General features: G+C 69.1%; 26 protein-coding genes. 7 read left to right on the forward strand and 19 right to left on the reverse strand.

All coding sequences use genetic code 11. The features are described 5' to 3' along the window. Positions 1 to 56: 56 nt before the first annotated feature. The gene (locus MFF61_RS30410) at positions 57 to 251 is read right to left on the reverse strand and encodes a hypothetical protein (protein WP_238241430.1); all 195 of its coding nucleotides are present in this window, start codon (positions 249 to 251) and stop codon (positions 57 to 59) included. Between the two features lie 492 nt (positions 252 to 743). Here MFF61_RS30410 and MFF61_RS30415 point away from each other — a divergent pair, with 492 nt between their 5' ends. Both MFF61_RS30415 and MFF61_RS30420 read left to right on the forward strand, forming a co-directional pair. After that, entirely contained in the window at positions 744 to 1,247 is a 504-nt protein-coding gene (locus MFF61_RS30415; protein ID WP_238241431.1) for a cupin domain-containing protein, read from the forward strand. A gap of 137 nt (positions 1,248 to 1,384) precedes the next feature. Continuing rightward, on the forward strand, positions 1,385 to 1,744 hold the full coding sequence (locus MFF61_RS30420) for a hypothetical protein (protein ID WP_238241432.1): 360 nt from the start codon (positions 1,385 to 1,387) through the stop codon (positions 1,742 to 1,744). 6 nt (positions 1,745 to 1,750) lie between these two features. On the opposite strand, the gene MFF61_RS30425 is transcribed toward MFF61_RS30420, so the two are convergent. The 5 genes from MFF61_RS30425 to MFF61_RS30445 form a co-directional block, all read right to left on the reverse strand. Next, positions 1,751 to 2,152: a cupin domain-containing protein gene (locus MFF61_RS30425; protein ID WP_238241433.1), complete on the reverse strand. Its 402-nt coding sequence runs from the start codon at positions 2,150 to 2,152 to the stop codon at positions 1,751 to 1,753. A 134-nt stretch (positions 2,153 to 2,286) separates the two neighbouring features. Then, on the reverse strand, positions 2,287 to 2,514 hold the full coding sequence (locus MFF61_RS30430; RefSeq protein WP_238241434.1) for an AsnC family transcriptional regulator: 228 nt from the start codon (positions 2,512 to 2,514) through the stop codon (positions 2,287 to 2,289). A 316-nt stretch (positions 2,515 to 2,830) separates the two neighbouring features. Then, on the reverse strand, positions 2,831 to 3,040 hold the full coding sequence (locus tag MFF61_RS30435) for a cold-shock protein (protein ID WP_238241435.1): 210 nt from the start codon (positions 3,038 to 3,040) through the stop codon (positions 2,831 to 2,833). A gap of 204 nt (positions 3,041 to 3,244) precedes the next feature. After that, positions 3,245 to 3,451, reverse strand: a complete 207-nt coding sequence (locus MFF61_RS30440) for a hypothetical protein (protein ID WP_238241436.1) — start codon at positions 3,449 to 3,451, stop codon at positions 3,245 to 3,247. A 51-nt stretch (positions 3,452 to 3,502) separates the two neighbouring features. Continuing rightward, a complete protein-coding gene (locus tag MFF61_RS30445; RefSeq protein ID WP_238241437.1) occupies positions 3,503 to 3,823 on the reverse strand; it encodes a DUF6496 domain-containing protein in 321 nt (106 codons plus the stop codon). 156 nt (positions 3,824 to 3,979) lie between these two features. On the opposite strand from MFF61_RS30445, the gene MFF61_RS30450 reads away from it, so the two are divergent. After that, the gene (locus MFF61_RS30450) at positions 3,980 to 4,366 is read left to right on the forward strand and encodes a hypothetical protein (protein WP_238241438.1); all 387 of its coding nucleotides are present in this window, start codon (positions 3,980 to 3,982) and stop codon (positions 4,364 to 4,366) included. A gap of 132 nt (positions 4,367 to 4,498) precedes the next feature. Here the strand turns inward: MFF61_RS30450 and MFF61_RS30455 are convergent, their stop codons facing one another. Then, entirely contained in the window at positions 4,499 to 4,720 is a 222-nt protein-coding gene (locus MFF61_RS30455; RefSeq protein WP_238241439.1) for a hypothetical protein, read from the reverse strand. Between the two features lie 122 nt (positions 4,721 to 4,842). On the opposite strand from MFF61_RS30455, the gene MFF61_RS30460 reads away from it, so the two are divergent. Next, positions 4,843 to 5,415, forward strand: coding sequence for a type 1 glutamine amidotransferase domain-containing protein (locus tag MFF61_RS30460; protein ID WP_238241440.1), 573 nt, complete (start codon positions 4,843 to 4,845; stop codon positions 5,413 to 5,415). Between the two features lie 28 nt (positions 5,416 to 5,443). On the opposite strand, the gene MFF61_RS30465 is transcribed toward MFF61_RS30460, so the two are convergent. After that, on the reverse strand, positions 5,444 to 6,298 hold the full coding sequence (locus tag MFF61_RS30465; RefSeq protein WP_238241441.1) for a LysR substrate-binding domain-containing protein: 855 nt from the start codon (positions 6,296 to 6,298) through the stop codon (positions 5,444 to 5,446). Between the two features lie 187 nt (positions 6,299 to 6,485). Between MFF61_RS30465 and MFF61_RS30470 the strand changes: the two genes are divergently transcribed. Then, positions 6,486 to 7,733 carry a hydroxymethylglutaryl-CoA lyase-like TIM-barrel protein gene (locus tag MFF61_RS30470; RefSeq protein ID WP_238241442.1) on the forward strand — a complete coding sequence of 416 codons (1,248 nt, stop codon included), beginning with the start codon at positions 6,486 to 6,488 and terminating at the stop codon, positions 7,731 to 7,733. A gap of 219 nt (positions 7,734 to 7,952) precedes the next feature. Continuing rightward, positions 7,953 to 8,915: an AEC family transporter gene (locus MFF61_RS30475; protein WP_238241443.1), complete on the forward strand. Its 963-nt coding sequence runs from the start codon at positions 7,953 to 7,955 to the stop codon at positions 8,913 to 8,915. Positions 8,916 to 9,085: 170 nt separating this feature from the next. Here the strand turns inward: MFF61_RS30475 and MFF61_RS30480 are convergent, their stop codons facing one another. From MFF61_RS30480 to tesB, 6 genes are all read right to left on the reverse strand, one after another. Next, entirely contained in the window at positions 9,086 to 11,641 is a 2,556-nt protein-coding gene (locus tag MFF61_RS30480) for an FtsK/SpoIIIE family DNA translocase (RefSeq protein ID WP_238241444.1), read from the reverse strand. Positions 11,642 to 11,828: 187 nt separating this feature from the next. Continuing rightward, on the reverse strand, positions 11,829 to 12,494 hold the full coding sequence (locus MFF61_RS30485) for a TorF family putative porin (RefSeq protein ID WP_238241445.1): 666 nt from the start codon (positions 12,492 to 12,494) through the stop codon (positions 11,829 to 11,831). A 42-nt stretch (positions 12,495 to 12,536) separates the two neighbouring features. Then, complete coding sequence (locus tag MFF61_RS30490; protein ID WP_238241446.1) at positions 12,537 to 12,818, reverse strand: hypothetical protein; 282 nt, start codon at positions 12,816 to 12,818, stop codon at positions 12,537 to 12,539. 348 nt (positions 12,819 to 13,166) lie between these two features. Beyond that, positions 13,167 to 14,660: an ammonium transporter gene (locus tag MFF61_RS30495; protein WP_238241447.1), complete on the reverse strand. Its 1,494-nt coding sequence runs from the start codon at positions 14,658 to 14,660 to the stop codon at positions 13,167 to 13,169. Between the two features lie 62 nt (positions 14,661 to 14,722). Continuing rightward, positions 14,723 to 15,061, reverse strand: coding sequence for a P-II family nitrogen regulator (locus MFF61_RS30500; RefSeq protein ID WP_238241448.1), 339 nt, complete (start codon positions 15,059 to 15,061; stop codon positions 14,723 to 14,725). Between the two features lie 272 nt (positions 15,062 to 15,333). Then, positions 15,334 to 16,215, reverse strand: coding sequence for an acyl-CoA thioesterase II (gene tesB / locus MFF61_RS30505; protein WP_238241449.1), 882 nt, complete (start codon positions 16,213 to 16,215; stop codon positions 15,334 to 15,336). A 125-nt stretch (positions 16,216 to 16,340) separates the two neighbouring features. Between tesB and MFF61_RS30510 the strand changes: the two genes are divergently transcribed. Then, positions 16,341 to 17,600 carry a ubiquinone biosynthesis hydroxylase gene (locus MFF61_RS30510; RefSeq protein WP_238241450.1) on the forward strand — a complete coding sequence of 420 codons (1,260 nt, stop codon included), beginning with the start codon at positions 16,341 to 16,343 and terminating at the stop codon, positions 17,598 to 17,600. Here the strand turns inward: MFF61_RS30510 and MFF61_RS30515 are convergent. The 5 genes from MFF61_RS30515 to MFF61_RS30540 all read right to left on the reverse strand — a co-directional run bounded on the left by MFF61_RS30515 (position 17,556) and on the right by MFF61_RS30540 (position 22,655). Further along, on the reverse strand, positions 17,556 to 17,708 hold the full coding sequence (locus MFF61_RS30515; RefSeq protein WP_238241451.1) for a hypothetical protein: 153 nt from the start codon (positions 17,706 to 17,708) through the stop codon (positions 17,556 to 17,558). The genes MFF61_RS30510 and MFF61_RS30515 overlap by 45 nt on opposite strands. An 89-nt stretch (positions 17,709 to 17,797) precedes the next feature. After that, on the reverse strand, positions 17,798 to 18,295 hold the full coding sequence (locus MFF61_RS30520; RefSeq protein ID WP_238241452.1) for a DUF992 domain-containing protein: 498 nt from the start codon (positions 18,293 to 18,295) through the stop codon (positions 17,798 to 17,800). 262 nt (positions 18,296 to 18,557) lie between these two features. Continuing rightward, positions 18,558 to 20,504: a calcium-binding protein gene (locus MFF61_RS30525; protein ID WP_238241453.1), complete on the reverse strand. Its 1,947-nt coding sequence runs from the start codon at positions 20,502 to 20,504 to the stop codon at positions 18,558 to 18,560. A 523-nt stretch (positions 20,505 to 21,027) separates the two neighbouring features. Next, a complete protein-coding gene (locus MFF61_RS33950) occupies positions 21,028 to 21,636 on the reverse strand; it encodes a CatB-related O-acetyltransferase (protein ID WP_283206055.1) in 609 nt (202 codons plus the stop codon). Positions 21,637 to 21,650: 14 nt separating this feature from the next. Then, a complete protein-coding gene (locus tag MFF61_RS30540) occupies positions 21,651 to 22,655 on the reverse strand; it encodes a glycosyltransferase family 8 protein (protein WP_238241454.1) in 1,005 nt (334 codons plus the stop codon). Positions 22,656 to 22,827: the final 172 nt, after the last annotated feature.

The following is a 22,827-nucleotide window of genomic DNA, read 5'->3' on the forward strand; positions in this document are numbered from 1 at the left end:
ACACGACACGCCGCGGCCCGGCTCCGGGCCGCGGCGTGTCGTGTCCGACGTGGGCGTCAGTGCCGCCGGGGGCGGCTGCGCGTCTCGCGCAGTTCGCGGGCGGCGCGGGTGGCGTGGCGGGGGCTGCGGAACACGAGCCCCTCCAGGCGGTAGAAGTCCGGATGGGCGGCGAAGAACCGGTAGCCCCGGTCCTCCGGGACGACGATGCCGGCGGAGGTCTCGTCGACCTCGACGATGCGGGCTGACTGCATGGCGTGCCTGATCCTCTGGGCCGCCGTGCGGGGCAGGCGGCCGGGTGCGTTCGAACGGGGATGTCGGGAAGGGGTCAGCAGCCGGCGCGACAGCAGTCGCGCACGCTCACGGCCATTCGCCGGGCCTGACGGACTCGTCGGGGGTTGGGCTGCATCGCAGCATCTCCGGTGACGCAGGAGGCCGGAACCGTGGGGCCGGCATCGCGGGGGGCGCCCGCCGCGGCCGAGCCGTGATCGGGGCCAGGACAGGATCGGGGCAGCCCCGGTCCCTGTCAACCGGAATGTTCTTTCTATAGAACAGTTTGAGAGAGAAGGTCGGCCTCCGCCCCCGCCTTGCGGCGGAAGGATTGCTGCGTTCGTCGCGATCGCGCCGGCCGAGCTCCGCCGTTGCCGTCGAAATCGTTCTCTTTACCGAACGAGGCGGCGCCTCCCCCTGGCGCGCCGCTCCGGGCTGACGCAGAATGCCTGGACGGCTTCGGGGGAGGGCAGGGCATGTCGGGCGAGGCGCACGATCATCCGCACGGGCACGACGACGAGGCCCCGCGCTGGAAGCACGACGGGGTCCGGGTCATCACCGGCGACCGGCTCGATCCCAACACGGCCCAGACGCCGGGGATGTTCCGGCAGGCGGCGATCAACCATGCGCGGGTCGGCGCGCAGAAGATCTGGGCCGGGACGGTGGCGATCCAGCCCGACGCGAAGACCGGGGTGCATCATCACGGCCCCCTGGAGAGCGTGATCTACGTGGTGCGCGGGCGGGCGCGCATGCGCTGGGGCGAGCGGCTGGAATTCACCGCCGAGGCGGGACCGGGGGATTTCATCTACGTGCCGCCCTACGTGCCGCATCAGGAGATCAACGCCTCGCCGGACGAGCCGCTCGAATGCGTGCTGGTGCGCTCGGACAACGAGGCCGTGGTGGTCAACCTGCCGCATGTCGAGCCGGTCGAGCCGCCCGAGACGGTCTACTGGATCGATCCCATCCACCGTCATCCGTGACGGTCCAACGGGCCCGAGGTGTGTCCCGTCTGCCAGTCAATTTCAATTGATAACGAATCCTGCCCCGCGCCGGACCAGGTTAACACTTCGTTTACCGCGCGGCGCGACCCTAACGGTCATCAACCCTCAGGTGCGCCATGGTGCAGACGAAGCCCGGATCCCAGACGATCGACGAGACCGACTGCCCCGTTCCGCTGGCCACGCTGGGTGCGCTCTACCGCGGCGATGCCGAGACGATCGACACGATCGTCGCCGGCATCCCGGACCGCACCCGGGCGCGGCTCGCGGCCTATCTGTATGGCAAGAGCCACACCCACGAGATCGGCCTGCGCGTCGCCGCCACCTGTGCGGAGACGGATCTGGTGCAGGTCGCGGGCGTGGCCGGGGCGGTGCTCTACGCCCAGTCGCGCAGCCGGCCCCCGCGTCCGGCCGAACGCATCAGCCCCACCGGGCGTCGCATCAGCCTCGCCGGCTCGACGCGCAGCCGTCACGCCTGAGCGCCCTCAGGCGGGTGAGGCGAGCGGCTTGTCCTTCTCCACCGTGTAGGTGATGGCGAGCTTGGTGGTCGCGGAGCCGTTGCGCGCGGCATGGATGGCGCCCGTCGGAACGAGGTAGCCCTCGCCCGCCTTGACGGTGCGGTCCGGCAGGCCGTCGACGCTCAGGTCGAGCGACCCTTCCGTGACGATGGCGGATTCGACGCCCGGATGCGTGTGCCGCGCGATTACGGCGCCCGGCGCCACCTCCACGGCGGCGAGGATCGACACGAACTTGCCGTCGGGCAGGTCGGCCCTGCCGAGGATGGTGCGGGTGATGCCGCCGGTCTGCTGGGCCGAAACGGTGGTGGCGGCCGAGCCGGCCGTGAGCGTGCACAGCACGCACCCCGCGAAACCGCGCCTCGTCAGCATGCGCTCCCCCCCTGTCTTTGGGAGAGCTTAGCCGTTCTCAAGGCGCGATCAAGATGGTGCGGGTCCCCGGACAGAACAAAGGCGGGCCGGCACCGCGTGCCGCCCGCCTCGGTCAGGGCGATCGCTCGCCGCGGTCAGTGCGCTTCGCGCAGGGCCACCGCGTTCGGCGCGACGCCGAAGCGCTCGGCCAAGTGCCAGCGCAGCTCGCGCGACGAATGGTAGCCGTAGCTCCTGTCGATGAGATGGCTTACGTCGGTCGGGCCTTCGCCCGCTCCGAAGCGGCTGATCTGGTCGACATGAAAGGTGACGCCGTCGTTGAAGACGGTCGGGGCGCCGGAGCGCCGGGTAAACTCGAACAACATGCCTTTTCTTCTATCCTTGCGACGCTCCACGTGTAGGGCGCGTCTGTGACGTTTTGATGCGGAGGCCGGATGCGCCGGTCCTCCCGTGCGGTCCCCACAACCGTTGCCGCAGCCCACGGTTCCCGCCTTGTGCCGGAGGCATCGGTGATGCCTCCCGATCATGCCAGAAGGCATCATGGACGCCTCCCAAGCAAGCCAGGAGGCATCGCGGATGCCTCCCGGTGGGGTCTTCGATCGGCCGCCTCGTGCGGGAGACGGCGTCGACATCGAAGCTCAGTCGACGGCCCGGTGCCGCGGCATTCCGGGCCGTGGGCGGTCACGCCGCCTGAAGGTTTCCGGCCGAGGTCTTGCCGCTGCGCTTGTCGGTCTGCAGCTCGTAGGAGATCTTCTGACCTTCCACGAGGCCGCGCAGTCCAGCCCGCTCCACCGCCGAGATGTGGACGAACACGTCCTTGCCGCCATCATCCGGCTGAATGAAGCCGTAGCCCTTCTGGTCGTTAAACCACTTGACAGTACCAGTATTCAAAAGCGTAGTCCTCGTCTCATGCAGAAAATCCCCGGCCGAAGCGGCCTGGCGGGCCGGGTGGCGCGTCAGAGACTGCGGTTGGGGATCGGGCGACCCGGAGTGCTGCGGCGCCTGAGGCGCGTGAGGCCGGGTCCTGCCGCCTCACTCCATGTAGGGTCGGTATGCGGCCGCAACAAGGCCGTGTGACCGCTGGCCCGCCTGGGATCAGGGATTGGTGCGGCCGCGCTGGTCGGGATCGACCCCGCCCTCGCGCGTGACGTCGTTCGCCACATCACCCTCGATGGTGTTGGCACCCTCGATATCCGCGGGATCGCCGCCTGAGCGGGTCATGCCCTTGCTGGTGCCGATCCCGGGATTGCCCTTCAGGTCGGCGTCGGTCGGCGTGGTGGTCTTCGGCTGCTTCGAACTCATGCACTGCGCCTCTCACGACAGATCCACCGGCGATGGGCCGGGTGAGCTCCCTCAACGGTTGAGCGCCTGCTCCAGTTCTCCCCGGCTCATGCGGGAGCGGCCCGGGATGTTGCGGCGCTTCGCCTCCGCGTAGAGCGTCGCGCGCGTGGCCTCCGCACGGGTCTCGCGCTCCTTGGCGCGGGTGCGGCGGAAGGTGGCGCGGTTCTGCGCGGGCGTCTCCTGGTTCGAGGCGCCGGCCTCGCGCAGCGCGATGGCGATCGCCTGCTTCGGGTTCTGCACGGGCGCGCCGTTGCGCTGGTCGAGATCGCCTTCCTTGTAGGCGTGCATCACGCGGGCGATCGTGGCTTTCTGCGCGTCGGTGGTACGGGCCATGACCCTCTCCGGGCGTGTGGGCGCGGTCCTGGTGAGCGCCTCTCTCGTCCCGTCAACGCGCCGATGCGCGGACTGTTCGGGTGCCATACGCAACCTTGCCTGTCGCATCCGTGCCTCTCTCCCCATATAGGAGCCAAGAACAGACGGTCGGATTGCATGGCGGGTATCTCGGTCTCCCTCGAAGGCGGCAACATCCAGCTCTCGTTCCAGAAGGACGATCAGGCGACCGCGGTGGTGATGGACGCCCGGGCGGCGCGTGCGCTGGTGCGCGCGGTCGGTCAGTTGCTCACGGCCATCGACGAGGGCGAGGAGCCGGAGGCGGACGATTTCGACGAGGAGAGCGTCGCCATGCTGGACGTGACCTCCTCGGTGATCGAGGTGGGCACCGACGAGAGCGGGCAGGCGGTGGTCGCCCTGCAGGCCGGGGCGCTGCCGCCCTTCCAGCTGCGCCTCACCGACGAGGAGGCGCGCCACGTCGCCACCAGCCTCAACCAGATCCTGAGCGCGCCGCGCGACGTGCGCACGTCGCACGGCGGCCATTGACGCGCCTCATGCCGGCGGTCGTTGCCGATGACCGCCGGTTCGGTTCTCGATGTTTCGTCAGATCTTCGATCTGGCGTCAAGCAATCGAGATGCCTCGACGGCCCGATGCGTTAGCATCTTGGGCCATTGATATCAGAAGCGCGTTCCGGGGTCCGTCGGTCCGCCCGGCAGGTAGTCGGGCTCGGAACCGGGGCCCTTGGGGTCGGTGACGCCCGGATCGTTCACCGGATAGGGCGTGCGCGGCCCGGTCGGGCCGGTATCGGGCAGGTCGTCGGGCCCCGGGGGAGGGGGGACGTCGCCCGGGATGATGCCGCCCGGGTTCGGGTCGGAATGGGGCATGCCGGGATTGGCCATGCTCGTGCCTCCTCTCGGTACGGGCTGTGCGGGTCAACCGGACCGCGCCGGAGCGGTTCCGCGCGGGAACCGCCGCGGAGGTGCCCGGTTGGCCCCGGAACCCGGCAGCGCGGAGACTCCCCATGCCCGACATCAAGGCGGCGAAGATCCTCATCATGGCCACCGACGGCTTCGAGCAGTCGGAGCTTGAGGTGCCGAAGGCCAAGCTCGCCGAGGCCGGCGCCCAGGTGACGGTCGCGGCCCCCCGGTCGCGGCAGACGCCCGCCTCCATCCGCGGCTGGGACCAGACGGATTGGGGCCGTCTGGTGCCGGTCGATGCCGACATCGAGAGCGTCGATCCGGCGGCCTACGACGCCCTCGTCCTGCCCGGCGGGCAGATCAATCCGGACAAGCTGCGGCTCGAACCGAAGGCCCTCGACGTGCTGCGCAGCTTCCTCGGCAGCGGGAAGGTCGTGGCGGCGATCTGCCACGCGCCCTGGCTGCTGGTCGAGGTCGGCGCCGCCAAGGGCCGCCGGATGACCTCCTACGCCTCGATCAAGACCGACGTGGTCAATGCCGGCGCCGACTGGCGCGACGAGGCGGTGGTCACCGACAAGGGCATCATCACCAGCCGCAACCCCGGCGACCTCGACGCCTTCTCGGCCAAGATCATCGAGGAGGTGACGGAGGGGCGTCACGACGGCCGGGCAGCGTGACGCCCGTCCGACCGGCGGGCCGCCGCCGCTACAGCATGTGGTTGGCGGTCTCCCGGATGAATGCCGAGAGAGCGGGGTGCTCGCGTCCGCTGACGACGCACATCACGATCTCTACTGGGTCGAGGGCTTTCAGGGCGACACCCCCGATGTTCCCCAGCCGCTGAAGCCCGCCCACCTCGAGCTGGCTCTCGGCCAGGGCGGAGATCCCGATGCCCGCGAAGACGGCACTGCGGACGTGAGCGTAGCTCAGTCCCTCATAGGCGATGCGGTGGGGGATTTTCTGCTCGTCGAGCCGAGTCAACACATGCTGCCGATAGATGCAGCTCTCGTGGAACACCACGAGGGGAAGGGGACGGTCGTGGTCCCAACGGAAGCCCGGTCCAGCGGCCCAGACCAGGGGCTCGCGGCGCACCGTGATGCCCGGCGCTGGGCTCGCGTCGGTGACCAGCCGCTTGATGATGGCGACGTCGATGTCGCGCCGCTCCAGACGCCGTTCGAGATGAACCGAGAAATCTGACACGGCGCTCACGTCGCAATCCGGGTGCATGGCCTTGAACCGGGTCACGATGCGCAGGAGCCAAGTGACGTCGATATCGTCCATGATGCCGATGCGGATCTTTCCCCGGACCGACGGCCTCTCCAGACTCGACCAGGCGTCCTCGACCGTCGCCAGGATCTTGCGCGCGAACGGCAGGAGCCGCGTGCCCGCCTCCGTCAATCCTTCGACATGGCCGCGCGTCCGCAGCACCAGCCGCACACCGAGGATGTCCTCGGCGGAACGGATCTGACGGGTGATCGCCGTCTGCGTGCGCATCTGCGAACGGGCGGCGCCGGTGAAGCTCTGCCGCTCCGCCACGGACACGAAGGCCCGGATCTGCTCCAAGGTGAGCCGTCGAAGATCTCCGGTCATGATGTGTTTCCCGCATTATCGTCGAACATTATTCATTTTATTCATGGTGCAAAGCACAATAAGCCTTAGCTTACGGGAGGAGGTGCTTTTCCACAGCAAGGCTGGGATCATTCCCGGCGTCATGCCGCGTTGAATTATGTTTTCTGAAGGGATAGACGATATGGTCATGAGACTTGCTCAAGGTCATGAGTCGCGCTTGTCGGGATTTTCCATCGACGGGATCCTCGACGAGACTTTGCGCGAGGGGTCTGAGCGGTGTATGTTCTCGGTCCCGACATCTAGCAAGCTGCCGTTGATCCGCTGCATTCTGAAGTCCGGCGTGAAGGACGTCATCTTCGGCAGCGGTCCGAACGACCCGAACGATCTGGCCGACGTGCTGGTGCGGCTCCAACGAGAGGGGGCGCTGGCTGATCAGAAGTTCTCATTCATCCTGCTGTTGAATTGCTTCGAGCCGTTGATGCCGCAGTTCCAGGCCATGGCCGATGCTGTGCGTGACAATATCACAATAAGTTTCGGGATGATCACTCACGACAGCGAGACATGTTTGTTCGAAAGAACGGTCGATCAGTTCCGACAAATGGGGTTCTCAAGTTTCCGGGTCTCCCTTCTGAACAAATTTGGTGGGGAGATCGATGAGCGCGATTACGAGTCGATCGTCCACCAGATCGATCGCGCAATGGCAGTCGGGATCGGGACCATCCGCATCAACGATTCGCTCGGCACGCTCTATCCTGAGGCGATGGCCGTGCTCGCCGCCAATCTCCGGTACGATTACCCAACGGCGAGTTTCTGTCTCCATGCTCACAACGATCGAGGCTTCGCACTCCAGAACGCATTGACGTCGATCTATCACGGCTTCAACCTCATCGAGGGCGGCTTTGCCCAGTTCGGAAACAGATCCGGTCTGCCTGCCATCGAATTGCTGGACCGGATCTTCCAGGCGAAATCGATTACGCTGGCGAGCGGCGCGCTCGATGCTGGCGCCGTCCAAGACGCTTCCCGCTTGTCCGAGGAGACGTTTCTTGTCATTCCTGATCTGTTTCGGCCGATCAGCGGGATGATCGTCGATTGTGAGAACATGGGAGTGACGAACATACCTGACTATCTGGGGTCAAGTAGCGCATCGCGCTATTTCTTGAACACGATCGGCCTGCATCAATCGACCCTACGCAACATTGTGCGCGACCTCGGCTTGAACGATCAGGACGCGATTGAAGAAGTGGCCGAAAAATTCAGGACCTATCTCGACGGCCAGATGCGCGAGATCACCGTCAGGAAGTTGTTCGAGTACAAGGCTCTGCGCGGCATGGTCGAGAATTTCTACACTGACGATGTGCTGTTCTCGGAGCGGGTGTACGATCTTGCTCGCGACTACCTTCAGCATCGCACCGGCATGCCGGCGGACTGAAGCGACCGGCTCGGAGCCGGCGTCGAACGCTCCCGGTTCGGTCGACGATCCGGCAGGTCCTCGTACCGATGCCGACACGCATGGCTGTACCGAGACTGATGCAGCCTCATCTCTCGTCATTCACGACACGAAAGTGGGGCCGGCCGTGGCGCGTTGCTGCGGCCGGTCTTTCGCAAGATCTTTCTCGCAAGACTAGGCACGTCTCTCGGTGGGGTGTGAATGATAAAGATCGTCATTCCTGTCTTTCTGGTTATATTGCTTGGGTATCTCTATGGTCGTCGGAGAAAATCCTCAACCGAAGCAGAGAAGTTGATCAACGAGTACGTGCTCTACATTGCGTTGCCGGCGCTCTTGTTTCTGGCGGTGGCGCGCGCCGATCCGGCAGATCTCGCCCAATGGCCCTTCGTTGCGGCAACGCTCGCCGGCATCGCGGCGGCCTATCTCGGCGGCGCGCTGGTCGCACGGTCGCGCGGAACGCACTCACCGGATGCGTCGATCGTCGGCATGGCGAGCTGTTACGGCACGACCGGCTACATGGGCATCCCAATCCTGATCTCCGCCTTCGGGCCGCAGGCTGCGGTGCCGGCGGCTGTCGCGACGATCCTGCACAACATCCCGGCGATCATGGCGGTCATCATCACGCAGGATCTCGCGGGCCGGAAGGATGTCCGGGTCCTGACGAGCGCAGGCCGGGCCCTCCTGATGACGGTGAGGAATCCGCTCACGCTAGCGGTGCTCGCCGGTGCGGCCTTCTCCCTGACGGGCCTGTCGCTGCCCGCCATGGCCGTGTCGTTCAGCCAGTTCCTGGCCGCGGCGGCCGGCCCTACGGCCTTGTTCGCACTGGGCCTCGGTCTTGCGCGGATCGACGTCGGCCGGGCGCAACTATCACGGCAGATGGCCTGGGTCGTGCCGGTCGTGCTGATCAAGATCCTGGTGCAGCCCGCCCTGACGGTCGCCGTTCTTCTCGTCCTCGTCGGAACCCGGATCGACGTCTGGGCGGCCACCGCCATCGTCATGGCAGCGCAGCCGGTCGGAGCCGGAGCCTACGTGTTCGCCAACAAGTACGACTACTTCCGGGAGGAGGTATCGATCTCCATCATCGTGTCCCTCCTCGTCACCGTGCTGACTTTGACGGCGATCCTGCAGATCTTGGGTGACGTGCTGCAGGTCCGGACCTTCTAAGCAGACTTGCGTTGGCAAGCCAACGCTTCGTCCGCTTAGGTTCTTGTTTTTTCGCAGATTTTCATCGCAAAACCGGCGACCACTTTTGCGAAATCTGCTTAGACCGCGCCGCGAAGGCAGAGGGTGGCGCGCCGCGCGGCAGGAGACCGAGCGGCAGAGTGGGCCGGGCGCTACGCCTCGGGCCCGTCGGCCTCGACCAGGATCTCGCGCTTGCCGGCATGGTTGGCGGGGCCGACGATGCCCTCGCGCTCCATCCGCTCCATCAGCGAGGCCGCCCGGTTGTAGCCGATCTGCAGCCGCCGCTGGATGTAGCTCGTCGACGCCTTCTTGTCCCGCAGCACCACCGCCACCGCCTGCTCGTAGAGGTCCGCCGCCGGTTCGGCGAAGCCGCCCTGGTCGAAGACCGGCGTGTCGGCGGCCGCCTCCGCCGCCTCCTCCTCGTCGGCCGTGACCGCGTCGAGATAGGCGGGCCGGCCCTGCCGCTTGAGGTGGGCCACCACGCTCTCGACCTCGGCATCCGAGCAGAACGGGCCGTGCACGCGCGTGGTGCGCCCGCCGCCGGCCATGAACAGCATGTCGCCCTGGCCCAGAAGCTGCTCGGCGCCCATCTCCCCCAGGATCGTCCGGGAGTCGATCTTGCTCGTCACCTGGAACGAGATCCGGGTCGGGAAGTTCGCCTTGATCGTCCCGGTGATCACGTCCACCGACGGACGCTGCGTCGCCATGATCAGGTGGATGCCCGCCGCCCGCGCCATCTGCGCCAGGCGCTGGATCGCCCCCTCGATGTCCTTGCCGGCCACCATCATCAGGTCGGCCATCTCGTCCACGATGATCACGATGTAGGGCAGGGCCGAGAGGTCCATCACCTCGTCCTCGTACACCGCCTCCCCGGTCTCCCGGTCAAAGCCCGTCTGCACCGTCCGGATGATCACCTCGCCCCGCTCGCGCGCCTCCGCCACCCGCGCGTTGAACCCGTCGATGTTGCGCACCCCCAGGCGCGCCATCTTCTTGTAGCGCTCCTCCATCTCGCGCACGGCCCATTTGAGGGCGATCACCGCCTTCTTGGGATCGGTGACGACAGGGGAGAGCAGGTGCGGGATGCCGTCGTAGACCGACAGCTCCAGCATCTTGGGATCGACCATGATCAGGCGGCACTCCTCGGGCTTCATGCGGTAGAGGAGCGAGAGGATCATGGTGTTGATGGCCACCGACTTGCCCGAGCCGGTGGTGCCGGCCACCAGCAGGTGGGGCATGCGGGCGAGATCGGCGATGATGGCCTCGCCGCCGATGTTCTTACCGAGGCAGAGGGCGAGCTTCTGCTTGGTCTCGGCGAAGGCGGGGGCGGCGAGGAGTTCGCGCAGGTAGACGGTCTCGCGCTTGGCGTTGGGCAGCTCGATGCCGATGGCGTTGCGGCCCTGGACGACGGCGACGCGGGCGGAGACGGCGGACATGGAGCGGGCGATGTCGTCGGCGAGCGAGATCACCCGCGAGGACTTGGTGCCCGGCGCCGGTTCGAGTTCGTAAAGGGTGACGACCGGGCCGGGCCGCACCGCCAGGATCTCGCCCCGCACCCCGAAATCCTCCAGCGTCGATTCGAGCAGGGTGGCGTTCTGTTCCAGCGCGTCGGTGGAGATTGCGGCGCTCGGCGCGAGGCCGCGCGGCTCGGCCAGGAGCGCCAGCGAGGGCATCTCGTAGGCGTCCGGACCGGCAGGCGCGGCCGGCGGCGGAGCCGTCCGGCGGGTCGCGAGCGGGGCGGGCGGCGGCGCGACGCGCCCGCGCGGGCCGGGCTCCTCGGCCGGCGCCTGCGGGCGGGGAATGGCGGGGACGCGCTCGTCCGCGAAGACCGGCTCCCGGCGGCCCGGGGCCTCGGCGGGCTCCTCGTCCCACAGGGCCTCGTCGTTCTCCGAGAAGGCGCGCCGGGCCGCCACGACCGGCGAGTCCTCGGCGAAGTCCGCCGGGCGCGCGAAGCGCGCCGCGCGCCAAGTCTCGATGCGCTCGGCGACGCGGTCGCGGGCGCGCAGGGCCACCTGCGCCACGGCGTCGAGCGAGGCGATGCCGAGGCCGGGGCCGTCGTCGTCCGGCACGGGACCGGGGCCGTGGCGCGAGGAACGGCTGTCGTAGCGCGGGGTCGTGGCCGGATAGGGCTCGGCCTCCTCCTCCTCGTCCTCCAGCACGGCGAGGCTGCAGGCCGCCGTGAGGCTGATCACCGCGGCAATCGCGGCGGCGATGCTCGCCAGCGACCCGGCCGGACCGAGGACGGACTTCGCCGCCCCGAGCAGGCCATCGCCCGCAACGCCCCCGAGCCCGGTGGGCAGGGGCCAGCGGGCGGTGAGGGGCAGAGCACTCGCCGTCGCACTCGCCGCCGCCACGCCGAGCAGCCACAGACCGAGCCGGGCGGGCATGCGGCCGAGACGGTGGGTCCGCAGCAGGCGCACGCCCCAGACCGCCGGCGGCAATGCGAGCGCGAGGGACCCCAGGCCCACGAGCTGCATCCCGAGATCGGATACGATGGCCCCCCCGGATCCCAGGAGGTTGCGCGCGGCGTGGTTGGTGGCGTGGTTGAGGCTCGGATCGTCGATCGACCACGTGGCGAGCGAGATCGTGAACGCGGCCGACCCGGCCACCAGGGCGAGCCCGGTCAGCTCGGTCATGCGCCGCTTCAGGAACGAGCGGAGCGAATCGACGAGTGCATCGTAGGGCGATGCCGAGCGACGAAGCGAGCGCATGGGGAGAGCCGGGTACGCGGAACCTCCCACAACCTAGGGCTGGCGTAGTTAATGCCGGTTTAAGGCTGCGGTCAGCGGAAATCGATATATTTCAACAGCTTAGGTATTTTGGTACCGGGCGCATGAGAAAGGCCCCGGATCGCTCCGGGGCCTGAGGGCGGCGCTGGGGCCCGGCCGTGTCCTGGTGCTAGCGGAACAGGTTCAGGAAGCCGCCCGGCTCGGCGTAGACGCCCGGGCTCGCCGTCGAGCCCTGCCACTTGATGGTGCCGATGAAGGCGTCGCCGCACCAGCGCGAGGTGCCGCCGTTGATGTTGCCGCGGAAGTCGCCGGTCAGCTGGAAGCACTGCGTGGGCGTCAGGTCCGTGGTGTGGAAGCGGACGTCGAGCGAGAGGTTCTTGTAGGCCCAGGTCAGGCCGACGTTGCCGTAATTGTAGCTCGGCAGGTTGAATGAGGCGAACTTCTCGCGGCCGCCGATGAAGCCGTTGACCGAGGTCTTGGAGGCGCCGAGGAAGTAATGGCCGCCCTCGCCCGAGAAGGTGAAGCCGCCCGAGGCCCAGTCCGGCAGGAACGGGAACAGCGTGGCCGGGAGCGTGTAGGCGAGGGTGCCGGAGGCGTAGGTGCCCTCGGTATGCTGGCCGAGGTAGTTCGGCGCGAAGAACACGTTGGCGCCGAGCAGCAGTTCCGGCGTGGCCTGGTACAGGGCCTTGGCGGCGTACTCGATGAAGTCGGTGTTGGCGGTGGTCAGGAAGGCCCCGGTGAACGGATTGATCAGCCGCTGCTCGTTCGGGTAGAAGTAGTAGATCACGCCGAGGTCGAGCGTGAGCTTGTCGAAGGTCGGGCGGATGCCGGCCACCAAGTCGAACTCGAAGTCCGGCCGGGTCGGCAGGCGCGTCTGTCAGGTGTAGAAGCCCGCATACGCGAAGTTGTTGAAGAATTGCGCCTCGAAGAAGGTCTGGTAGCTGCCCTGCAGGTTCGACTGCGAGACACCGCGGAAGTTATAGTCCGTGGCGTAGGCGGAGTAGAATGCGAAGCCGATGAGCGGATCCGGCGCCTTCACCTCGGCCGGCATCACCTTCGGCACAACCGGCAGATCGGCGGCCTGCGCGGCACCGGCACCGAGCAGGAAGGCTCCCGCCACCGCCGCTGCCATGCTTCGCACGAACGTCTTCACAGTCATCGGACCCAGACCCCTTATTCGTATATAGCCAAGGTGCAGGAGTCGAAGCTTGGGCGCAAAAGCAACTTCTATGCATTTGCCTATTTTGTGAGCATTTTCGGGCTTCCCGTGAGGGATGACGCTCCGTTGTTGCGGCCTTGCAACAATCCGGAACCGGGCCAAGACACGGCCGCGACAGCTCGGCCGGCTGCCGACCTTGCGTCCGCCCGGCCGGCCTCGCCTGGAATGGCGTTCCGGTCTCGCCGATCGAGCCACCCGGGCCCAACAGCAAGAAGCCCCGGCTCGCGAGAGCCGGGGCTTCTGGTCGACGACCCGGGGATCGGCCGCCCGGAGGCGGCCGGAGGGGATTCAGTAGTTGTAGGCGCGCTCGCCGTGGTCGGCGAGATCCAGGCCCTCGCGCTCCTCCTCCTGGGTGACGCGCAGGCCAACCAGCAGATCCACGAGCTTGTACAGGATCGCCGAGCCGATGCCCGACCACAGGATGGTGAAGCCGACCGCCTTGATCTGGGCCATGAAGGCCGGGCCGAACTCGTAGGCGGCGGCCACCAGCTCGCCGGGCTTCGTGGCGTAGTCCGGCGCGCCCGAGCCGCCGAGGGCCGGGTTCACCAGGATGCCGGTGGCGAGCGCCCCGATGATGCCGCCGACGCAGTGCACGCCGAACACGTCGAGCGAGTCGTCGTAGCCGAGCGCGTTCTTCACGGTCGAGCACATCACGAAGCAGACCGCGCCCGCGACGAGGCCGAGCACGATCGAGCCCATCGGGCCGGCGAAGCCGCAGGCCGGGGTGACCGCCACGAGGCCCGCGATGACGCCCGAGACGAGGCCCAGCAGCGACGGCTTGCCCTTGGTGGCCCATTCCACGAACAGCCAGGACAGGCCGGCGGCGGCGGTGGCCACGAAGGTGTTGAGCATCGCCAGCGCGGCGGTGCCGTTGGCCTCCAGGTTCGAACCGGCGTTGAAGCCGAACCAGCCCACCCAGAGCAGCGCGGCGCCGATCATGGTCATGGTCAGGGAGTGGGGAGCGAGCAGGTCGCGGCCGTAGCCGATGCGCTTGCCGATGAGCAGGCAGCCGACGATGCCCGCCATGCCGGCGTTGATGTGCACCACGGTGCCGCCCGCGAAGTCGAGGGCGCCCCACTTGAAGAGCAGGCCCGCATCGGCGTTGACGGCGTCGAGAGCGGCCTGCGCGCTCGCCTTGGCGGCGTCGTCGCTGGCCGCGGCCAGCGCCTTGGCGGCGTTGCCCACCGCGTCGGGGCCGCCCCAGTACCAGACCATGTGCGCCATCGGATAGTAGATGAACACCAGCCACAGCACGCTGAACAGCAGCAAGGCCGAGAACTTCATCCGCTCCGCGAAGGCGCCGACGATCAGCGCGGGCGTGATCATCGCGAAGGTCATCTGGAAGCAGATGTAGACGAATTCGGGGATGACGACGCCGTTCGAGAAGGTGGCGGCGACGGAGTTCGCGTCGACACCCTTGAGGAAGGCCTTCGAGAAGCCGCCGACGAAGTCGTTGAGGCCGCCGCCGTTGGTGAAGGAGAGGCTGTAGCCGAAGAACACCCAGAGCAGGCAGGACAGGCAGGCGATGGCGAAGACCTGCGTCAGCACCGACAGCATGTTCTTGGTGCGCACGAGGCCGCCGTAGAACAGCGCGAGGCCCGGCACGACCATCATCAGCACGAGGGCCGAGGAGATCAGCATCCAGGTCGTGTCGCCCTTGTTGGGGACCGGCGCCGGCGGCGCGGCCTCGGGGGCCGGCGTCTGCGCCAGCGACGGCTCTATCAGGAGGAGCGCCAGGGCGGCGCCTCCCAGGCCGACAGCCAGGAGGTTGCGAAGCTTCATGGGAACGGGACTCCCGATCGGTGTCGAGGTGGAGGTTGCGTTGAGGTGTGGCGGGCGGCCCGTCAGAGCGCGTCCGCGTCGGTCTCGCCGGTGCGGATGCGGACGGCCCGCTCGAGGGGCATGACGAAGATCTTGCCGTCGCCGATCTGGCCGGTGCGGGCCGCCGCCGCGATGGTGTCGACGACGTTGGCGACGAGGTCGGCCGCGACCGCCACCTCGATCTTGAGCTTCGGCAGGAAGCTCACCGCGTATTCGGCGCCGCGGTAGATCTCCGTATGGCCCTTCTGCCGCCCGTAGCCCTTGACTTCGGTCACGGTCAGGCCGTGCACGCCGATGCTGGTGAGGGCGTCGCGCACCTCCTCCAACTTGAACGGCTTGATGATGGCCATGACGATCTTCATGGGTCGTGCCCCCTTTCCGACTGGGCACGCCGCCCCCGTCCTCAGCGTCGGGCGGTCGGCGGCGCGGCGTGGGGAGGCACTCGGCGTGCCCCCGGTCGCGCCGGGGCATATCAAGGAACGTGCCAGCGATCGGGCCGGCCGCTACGGACAAGCTGCCCGGTTCCTGGGCCGAATGCGGAGATTCGAGTCGGCGCCGGCGGCCGAGCCGTCTAAAACTTAGGCAAATGACTGCGAAATATGCATGAACCGCAGCGGCACGGGCGCTCGCGTCCTCACTCCGGCGCCTGGGGCTCCTCGCGCACCTGGCGGATCATGCCCTCCTGGGCCACCGAGGCCACGAGGGTGCCGTCGCGCGTGAAGATCAGCCCGCGCGAGAAGCCGCAGGCGCCCGAGGCGCTCGGGCTGTCCTGGGCGTAGAGCAGCCACTCGTCCGCGCGGAACGGCCGGTGGAACCACAGGGCGTGGTCGAGGCTCGCGGGCTGGATGGTGCGCTCGAACACCGTGCGCCCGTGCGCCGCGAGGGCCGTGTCGAGGAGAGTCATGTCGGACGCGTAGGCGAGCACGCTCTGGTGCACGGCCGGATCGTCCGGCAGGGGGCCGGTGGCCCGGATCCAGACGTGGAAGCGCGGCGGCTGGGGCTCGCGCGAGATGTAGCGTTCGAGTTCGACGGCCTTGAGCTCGATCGGGCGCTCGCGCTCGAAATAGGCCCGCACCGGGTCGGGCATGCGCGGCATCACGGTGGCCTTGAGGCTGCGCTCGTCCGGCAGCTCCTCGGGCATCGGCACGGCCGGCATCGGCACCTGATGGTCGAAGCCCGGCTCGGCGACGTGGAAGGAGGCCGACATCGAGAAGATCGGCCGGCCGTGCTGGATGGCGACCACCCGGCGCGTGGTGAAGCTGCGCCCGTCGCGGATGCGGTCGACCTCGTAGATGATCGGCACCCGCGGGTCGCCTCCGAGGAGGAAGTAGGCGTGCAGCGAGTGGGGCCGGCGCTCCGGCGGCACCGTGCGGGTGGCCGCCACCAGCGCCTGCCCGATCACCTGCCCGCCGAAGACCCGCTGCCAGCGCGCCTTGGGCGAGCGCCCGCGGAAGAGATCGTGTTCGAGCTGCTCCAGATCGAGGATGCCGAGGAGTTCGTCGACCGCATGCGTCATGGAAAGCCCGCTCCGGAGGTCCCGTGCCCGGGCGATGTGGCGCGGGCGCCGCACCCCCGTCAAGCGACGCGCCGGCGCGGTTCGTGGTATGGCGGGCGGCCTGAGGAGACGGACGCGAGGTCGGCATGGCGGCGCAAGAGGGGGCCCAGCGGCGAGCCCACCGGGAGATCGTCGTGGCGGGAGGCGGGCTGCCGGGCCTGTCCTTCGCGCTCGCGCTGCGGCAGGCCCTCGGCGAGGCGGTGCAGCTGACGGTCTGTGATCCGGCCTTCGGGCGCCCGGCCCGGCCGGACCTGCGTGCCTACGCGGTGGCGGCCGGCGCGCGGCGGATGCTGGAGCGGCTGGGCGTCTGGTCAGCGGTCGGCCCCACCGCCCAGCCGATCCGCGAGATGGTGATCACCGACAGCCGCCTCGCCGACCCCGTGCGTCCGGCCTTCCTCACCTTCGCGGGCGAGGTGGAGGAGGGCGAGCCCTTCGCCCACATGGTCGAGGGCACGGGCCTCGTGGACGCCCTGCGGGAGGCCTGCGCGGGGGCCGGCATCGCCCTCGAACCGCAGCCCGTCGCGCAGGCACGCCCCGAAGCGGGCCGGATCGCGGCGCGCCTGCCCGACGGGCGCGTGCTGCACGCCGCGCTCGTCGTGGCGGCGGACGGCGCCCGCTCGCGCCTGCGGGAGGCCGCGGATCTCGGCTGGATCGGCTGGTCCTACCCGCAATCGGGCATCGTCGCGACGGTCGCCCACGAGCACGACCACGAGGGGCGGGCGATCGAGCATTTCCTGCCCTCCGGCCCCTTCGCGGTGCTGCCCCTGTCGGACGGCGGCACGCTCGGCCACCGCTCCTCCATCGTCTGGACGGAGCGCAACGCCGACGTGCCGGCGCTCCTCGGCGGCGGACCGGAGGAGGCCCTGCGCGAGGTGGAGCGGCGCTTCGGCCACACGCTCGGCCGCATCGCCCTCGAATCCGACCTGCGCGCCTATCCGCTCGCCTTCGGCCTCGCCCGGCGCTTCTGCGGCCCGCGGCTCGCGCTCCTCGGGGATGCCGCCCACGTCATCCACCCGATCGCCGGCCAGGGTCTCAATCTCGGCCTCAAGAGCGCCGCCGCCCTCGCCGAGGCGCTGACGGATGCGATGCGCCTCGGCCTCGATCCGGGCGGGCCGGACGCGCTGCGGGCCTACGAGCGCAGCCGGCGTTTCGACACGCTCGCGATGGGCGCGGCGACGGACGGGCTCAACCGCCTGTTCTCGAACGACGTCCTGCCGGTGCGGCTCGCGCGCGACCTCGGCCTCGGCCTCGTGGACCGGATGCCGGCGCTCAAGCGCCTGTTCATCCGCGAGGCGGCGGGCCTACGCGGCACGCAGCCGCGGCTGATGCGGGGTGAGGCGCTCTGAGGCGCGGCGCGCATCGGCGCAGGCGATCGCGGCGGCGAGGTAGCCGACCGACGACACGAATACGGTCTGGGGACGGATCGGCTGTTCGAAATGGGCGCTGACGCTCATCGCTGTCTCCCTGATCCCGACCCCGTGCTACTGCCGGTCCGTGCCGCGCCGCAAGGGGGGCGCACGCGTCCGTGAAGACGGGGACCGGCTCAGAACCGTCCGGCCGCCGTGACCTCCCCGATCGTCCTCTCCGGGGTGGCGAGGAGAAGCCGCGGGGCGGGGCCGGAGAAATTCAGATCCTCCGCCGCCGCGGACGGCAGCGGCTCCAGCCGCACGGGGCGGCCCTCGGCCTGGAAGATCGGGACCGTCGCGCTCGCGGCCCCCGCGAAGACCCCGTCGATCTGGCCCGCGCGCAGGGACCCGTCCGCCGTGAGCACGCGCCAGGACAGCGTCTCGCTGCGGGTGACGTCCCGGTCGCGGCCTGCCCCCGGCAACAGCGCGCCGAGATCCTGGCGCAGGTCGCCGCCCTCGCTCACCAGCAGGCAGGACGCGGCCCGGGTGGTGCCGAAGACGAGGCCGACATGCGGGTTGGTGATGCAGGTGAGGGTGCCGGCGGGCTGCAGCGGCCGCGCTTCGGTTGCGGCGAGCGCCAGGGTGGCGGCGGCCGCAAGCAGGCCGGACGAGAGGGCGATGGTGATCGTACGCATGGCGATGGTCCCCGGTGGAGCGTGTGGCCGCTCCGAAGCGTGGCGTTAACCATGGGGCGGACGCGTTGCCGGGAGATGGCGTCGCCGATTGCGTCCGTGTTGCGTGCGCGGCCGCAAGGCCGGCGGGGCGGGCCGGGGCGAGGATCCGCTGCTGCGGCCGGCTCCTGGCGGGAGACCCTCGGTCGGCGGGGGGCGGCCCCGACGCACGTCGATCCGAGGTGCATGGCCGGAGCCGGTGCACCCCGGAGGCAGGGCCTTCGTGTCAGAGCACGAAATCGGCGGCGGTGAGCGCGATGGTTCCGGCCAGCTCGATCGCGAGATCCGCCGTGCGGTCGCCGTTCAGGTCGGCCTGGATCAGGGTCGAGCCCGCGGTGGTGGGCGCGGCGCGCAACTCGCCCGCCTGACCGGTGAAGGCCGCGTTCCCGCGCCACGCGAAGCTGTCGTTGGCCGCGGTCCCGCTCACCGCATCGAGGGCGGAGAGATCGATCACGTCCTGGCCGGACGTGAAGTCCGTGATGTAGTCGCGGCTCTGCGGCAGGCTGTCGGCGACGGCCTCGTAGACGATCCGATCCCGGCCGGCGCCCGTGCTGATGATGTCCTTGCCGCCGCCGCCGATCACGACGTCGTCCCCGTCGCCCGCCTTGATCGAGTCGCCGCCGTTCCCGCCGGAGATCAACTCCGCCTTCGCGGTTCCGGCCAGGAAGTCGGCCCCGTCGGTGCCGCGGATGACGAGAGCCGGCAGCGGAGGGGCCGGGGGCTGCGGCGGGACCACGATGGTGTCGGCCGGTGGCGCGGTGACCGGGGGCGGATCCGCGGGGGCGGGCGCCGCCGCGCGGATGCCGAGGATGAAGTCCGTGACCGCGAGGGTGTGGCGCCCGGCGAGTTCCACCTCGAAATCCACCGCCATGTCGCCGTCGCGGTCGAGCTGGATCATCGTGTTGCCGTTGGCGGTGGTCTCGGTGCGCAGCTCCCAGGCGTTGCCGTCGAAGCGCTCCGTGCCGAGCCACGTCCAGGCCGCGGCATCCTTCGGCGCACCCGGCAGATCGGCGAACCGGATCTTGTCCGTGCCGCCGACGAAGTCGCTGATCAGGTCGCGCCCGTCCGAGAAGGAGGTGTACACGAAGGTGTCCGCACCCTCCCCGCCGTACAGGTAGTCGCGTCCCTCGCCGCCCTGGATCACGTCGTCGCCCGTGCCCGCCGAGATCCAGTCCTGGCCGCCCCCGCCCATGATGTGGTCGCGCCCGGCCGTGCCCAGGAGGGCGTCCGCCTGGGCCCCGCCGAGGATCGGCGTCGTGCCGGCGACGAGGTCCGCGAACTTGGTTCCGGTCGAGCCCGCGCCACCCGCTTGGCCCTTGCCGTTCTTGCCGTGGTTCTCGGTGTAGACGAGATCGCCCGGCCGGTCGCTGAAGTACAGCGCCCCGTATTGTCCCTCGTCCACGACGTTGTGCTTGATGGTCACGCCGCTGACGTTGCCGGCATCCTTGTTGATGTCGGTCACCGACACCGTATAGCTGCCTCCGAGCAGCACGTTCTCGCGGACCGTGATGGCCGAGGCATCGCCCTTCTCGGCCGTGATGCGGATGGCATTGTTGGTCTCGGCCTTGGCGTCGGGGGCATTGCGCCAGTCGACGAGGTTGCCTTCGATCGTCACCGGTCCGGTCGTCTTGCCGATCCAGATCGCGTCCGCATGGGCGCCGACCTGATAGCCGCCGCCGCCGATGTAGTTGCCCGCCACGCGTCCCGATTCAATGTAGATCGCGTCGCTCGGCGCGTTCAGGAAGGCGTTGTTGGTGATCGTGGTGTTCGTGCCCTGCGCCAGCACGAAGTCGAGATAGTATTTGTTGAGCTTCATGCCGTCGAACGTCGAGCGATCGATGGTCAGGCCCGAATAGCCCGGATAGCCCACGACGGCCGCGGTGCCGGCCTGCGCGTCGAACAACGAGTTCTTCAGGGTGACGTCGTTCGCTTGGACGAAGACGGTCATGCCCCGGAAATCGATCGTGTCGAGCGTGACGCCCGCCTTGTAGATCACGACCGTGTTGAGCGCCTTGTTGATGTAGACGCCATCGGCGGCGGTCAGCGTCGCAGCCGAGCGCAGCGGCGTCGGGCCTGCGACGTAGCCGACCGGGGCGTCGATCCCGGGGATCGGCGTCACGTCGCCGTTGGCTGCCCGCAAGGCCGCGAAGTAACTCGTGTTGAGCGAAACCATCTCCAAAGCCCCTGGACCGATGTTCGGGCCCGCCGTTCGCGGCAACAGCGCCGCTCGGCGTCTCCTGCGGTCATTCGAGTGATAGACCGTATTTCTTTCGGCCTGATTAAACGGAATTGCGCCTATTGACCCGACGAATGTCGTCGTTTTGAGGAGCCGGCACATGTATCGACGGCCACAAACCGATGCGAGCGGTTTGGATCGACTGGCGCGACCGTCCGTTTACCACGATGCCGGGCGCCCGACGGTGAGTTGGGCGACGCCCGACCGGAAATCGCCGACGCCAAGACCGTCGGCGCGAACTCTGGCTCGATGATTCGCGGCCGCATATCAAGCACAGGTTGCGCTGTTGGCGCGATTCAACCGAGATGTGGCGCCACGGCCATGCCGGCCCGGGCCGTGCGAGCCGGCCGCTGCGCAGGAGCGAGGTCGCGTCGGAACGGAGAATGCGCCGGGCCGGGCCGATCTCGGCGCCGCCGGCAGTCGATCCGGGTCAGCCGGACGGTGGCTGCTCTCGGCCCGGTCAGGCGAGAGCGGCGGGCTCCGGCGTCGCGGCGAGCTGCAGCAGATCGGGTTCCCGGGCGACGAGGTCCCGCAGCGCCGTCCGGTCGAGGGTCCACCACCGGCTCGCCTCGATACGCGCGATGGTGGCAGGCGGGAACCGGCTGCGGATCACCCGGCCCGGCACGCCCGCCACGATGGCGTAGGGGGGGACGTCGCGGGTGACCACCGCCCCGGTGCCGATGATCGCGCCCCGCCCGATGCGGGCGACGCCCGGGGCCACCGTGGCGTTGTGCCCGAACCAGACATCGTCCTCGATCTCGACCCGCGTCGCCGACACCCGGCTCTCCGGCACGACGCCGAAGGCCGGGTCGTACAGGAAGGGATGCGTGGAGAGCGCATCGATCGGGTGATTGGCGTTGAGGATGCGGACCGACTTCGCGAAGGAACAGTAGCGGCCGATCCGGGTGCCGGGGGGGATGCGCCAGCGGTCGAAGCAGCCGTAGGAGTAGAGGCCGATCTCGATCCCGTAGCGCGACCGGAATGCGTCGCGCAGGTAGACGCTGTCGAATTCCCGTCCGCGCAGGAGCGGGACGACGACGCGGTCGAACAGGCGGTCGGGCAGCGCCATGGGGGCCTCGTTCCTCAGCGGGCGGGCCGTCCGGCCGGCGCGGGTCCGGCCGGCAGGCCGCGGCTCAGGATGCGGTACAGGCCGCGGGCGGCGCGGTAGGCCTCCGGAAAGCGCCAGCGCAGCCGCGTCTTCAGGTGCGCGAGCCGCAGCCGGCTCTCCTGGGGCACGTCCGCGAAGTAGCGGGCGCGCAGGTCGGGATCGAGCCGCCGCAGGCAGGCGAGGTACTCGCCCCCGTAATGGATCGCGAACGGATCCTTCCAAGGCTTATGCGGAGTGGTGAAGTGCACGATGGCGGGCCTGTCCCGGATGCGCCGGAAGACCTCCGGCGCGCAGGCGAGGTCCCGCGCGGTCGCATCCGCCATGCGCGGCTGAAAGTTCCAGCGCGGGTCGGCGAACAGGATCCGGCCGCGCAGCACGAGGTTGAGGGCGTCCTGGTCGAAGTAGGTCAGCCGCGGCCCGAGGCGCGCGATCTCGCCCGCCACCGCCTCGGCGATGCCGTCGCGGCGCCAAGCCTCGAGGTTCATCAGCAGCACCCCGGAGTTGAAGTACGGCTCGTCCGGGGCGAAGCCGATCGCCGCCCGGCTGTCGCAGAACGGGTCGCGGATCGCCGCCGCCGCATGCTCGCGGATGTCGAGCCGCCAGAGCGGAGCGATGTCGTCGAGCACGATCAGGTCCGCGTCGAGGTAGAGCACCTTCTCACGCCGCGGCATCAGGTAGGGCAGGAGCAGGCGCGCGTAGATTCCCGCCGAGAAGGCCTCGCTCACCGGGAAGCCCTCGAAGCGGTCGAGGGAGATCTTCTGGAAGTGGCAGAAGTGCCGGTCCTGACCCTCGAACAGTGCGGCGATCCGGGCCATGCAGGCCGGGTCGGTCTCGGCGTGGAAGATGTGGACGTCGAGCGGCAGGCTCGGGCCGGCGTCGAGGAGCGAGGCCACCGTCACCAGCGCGTGGCGGAGGAAGGCCCGGTCGATGCAGAGGGCGACCGCGACGCGGTCGGTCTCGTCGGTCTGGGTGGCGGTCATGCGTCTGCGCTCGGTTGGCCCGGGCGGCCGCGGCCGCCCGCCGGTGGTCGGGGCGGGGTGTCGGAGGTTTGCGTTCTGCCATCGCCCCAGGATGCGGACGCATCGATCTCGATCCCGGGCTTGCCCGGGATCGACGGGGCCGATGACCCATCTCGACGTTTCGATGCCGAGC

It is taken from the genome of Methylobacterium isbiliense (assembly GCF_022179325.1).
Taxonomy (GTDB): Bacteria; Pseudomonadota; Alphaproteobacteria; order Rhizobiales; family Beijerinckiaceae; genus Methylobacterium; species Methylobacterium isbiliense.

Excerpts from the sequence above, each read along its gene's own strand:
- MFF61_RS30410 (WP_238241430.1), bottom strand. The coding sequence starts at position 251 with ATGCAGTCAGCCCGCATCGTCGAGGTCGACGAGACCTCCGCCGGCATC.
- MFF61_RS30415 (WP_238241431.1), top strand. The coding sequence starts at position 744 with ATGTCGGGCGAGGCGCACGATCATCCGCACGGGCACGACGACGAGGCC.
- MFF61_RS30420 (WP_238241432.1), top strand. The coding sequence starts at position 1,385 with ATGGTGCAGACGAAGCCCGGATCCCAGACGATCGACGAGACCGACTGC.
- MFF61_RS30425 (WP_238241433.1), bottom strand. The coding sequence starts at position 2,152 with ATGCTGACGAGGCGCGGTTTCGCGGGGTGCGTGCTGTGCACGCTCACG.
- MFF61_RS30430 (WP_238241434.1), bottom strand. The coding sequence starts at position 2,514 with ATGTTGTTCGAGTTTACCCGGCGCTCCGGCGCCCCGACCGTCTTCAAC.
- MFF61_RS30440 (WP_238241436.1), bottom strand. The coding sequence starts at position 3,451 with ATGAGTTCGAAGCAGCCGAAGACCACCACGCCGACCGACGCCGACCTG.
- MFF61_RS30445 (WP_238241437.1), bottom strand. The coding sequence starts at position 3,823 with ATGGCCCGTACCACCGACGCGCAGAAAGCCACGATCGCCCGCGTGATG.
- MFF61_RS30450 (WP_238241438.1), top strand. The coding sequence starts at position 3,980 with ATGGCGGGTATCTCGGTCTCCCTCGAAGGCGGCAACATCCAGCTCTCG.
- MFF61_RS30455 (WP_238241439.1), bottom strand. The coding sequence starts at position 4,720 with ATGGCCAATCCCGGCATGCCCCATTCCGACCCGAACCCGGGCGGCATC.
- MFF61_RS30460 (WP_238241440.1), top strand. The coding sequence starts at position 4,843 with ATGCCCGACATCAAGGCGGCGAAGATCCTCATCATGGCCACCGACGGC.
- MFF61_RS30470 (WP_238241442.1), top strand. The coding sequence starts at position 6,486 with ATGGTCATGAGACTTGCTCAAGGTCATGAGTCGCGCTTGTCGGGATTT.
- MFF61_RS30475 (WP_238241443.1), top strand. The coding sequence starts at position 7,953 with ATGATAAAGATCGTCATTCCTGTCTTTCTGGTTATATTGCTTGGGTAT.
- MFF61_RS30480 (WP_238241444.1), bottom strand. The coding sequence starts at position 11,641 with ATGCGCTCGCTTCGTCGCTCGGCATCGCCCTACGATGCACTCGTCGAT.
- MFF61_RS30490 (WP_238241446.1), bottom strand. The coding sequence starts at position 12,818 with ATGACTGTGAAGACGTTCGTGCGAAGCATGGCAGCGGCGGTGGCGGGA.
- MFF61_RS30495 (WP_238241447.1), bottom strand. The coding sequence starts at position 14,660 with ATGAAGCTTCGCAACCTCCTGGCTGTCGGCCTGGGAGGCGCCGCCCTG.
- MFF61_RS30500 (WP_238241448.1), bottom strand. The coding sequence starts at position 15,061 with ATGAAGATCGTCATGGCCATCATCAAGCCGTTCAAGTTGGAGGAGGTG.
- tesB (WP_238241449.1), bottom strand. The coding sequence starts at position 16,215 with ATGACGCATGCGGTCGACGAACTCCTCGGCATCCTCGATCTGGAGCAG.
- MFF61_RS30510 (WP_238241450.1), top strand. The coding sequence starts at position 16,341 with ATGGCGGCGCAAGAGGGGGCCCAGCGGCGAGCCCACCGGGAGATCGTC.
- MFF61_RS30515 (WP_238241451.1), bottom strand. The coding sequence starts at position 17,708 with ATGAGCGTCAGCGCCCATTTCGAACAGCCGATCCGTCCCCAGACCGTA.
- MFF61_RS30520 (WP_238241452.1), bottom strand. The coding sequence starts at position 18,295 with ATGCGTACGATCACCATCGCCCTCTCGTCCGGCCTGCTTGCGGCCGCC.
- MFF61_RS30525 (WP_238241453.1), bottom strand. The coding sequence starts at position 20,504 with ATGGTTTCGCTCAACACGAGTTACTTCGCGGCCTTGCGGGCAGCCAAC.
- MFF61_RS33950 (WP_283206055.1), bottom strand. The coding sequence starts at position 21,636 with ATGGCGCTGCCCGACCGCCTGTTCGACCGCGTCGTCGTCCCGCTCCTG.
- MFF61_RS30540 (WP_238241454.1), bottom strand. The coding sequence starts at position 22,655 with ATGACCGCCACCCAGACCGACGAGACCGACCGCGTCGCGGTCGCCCTC.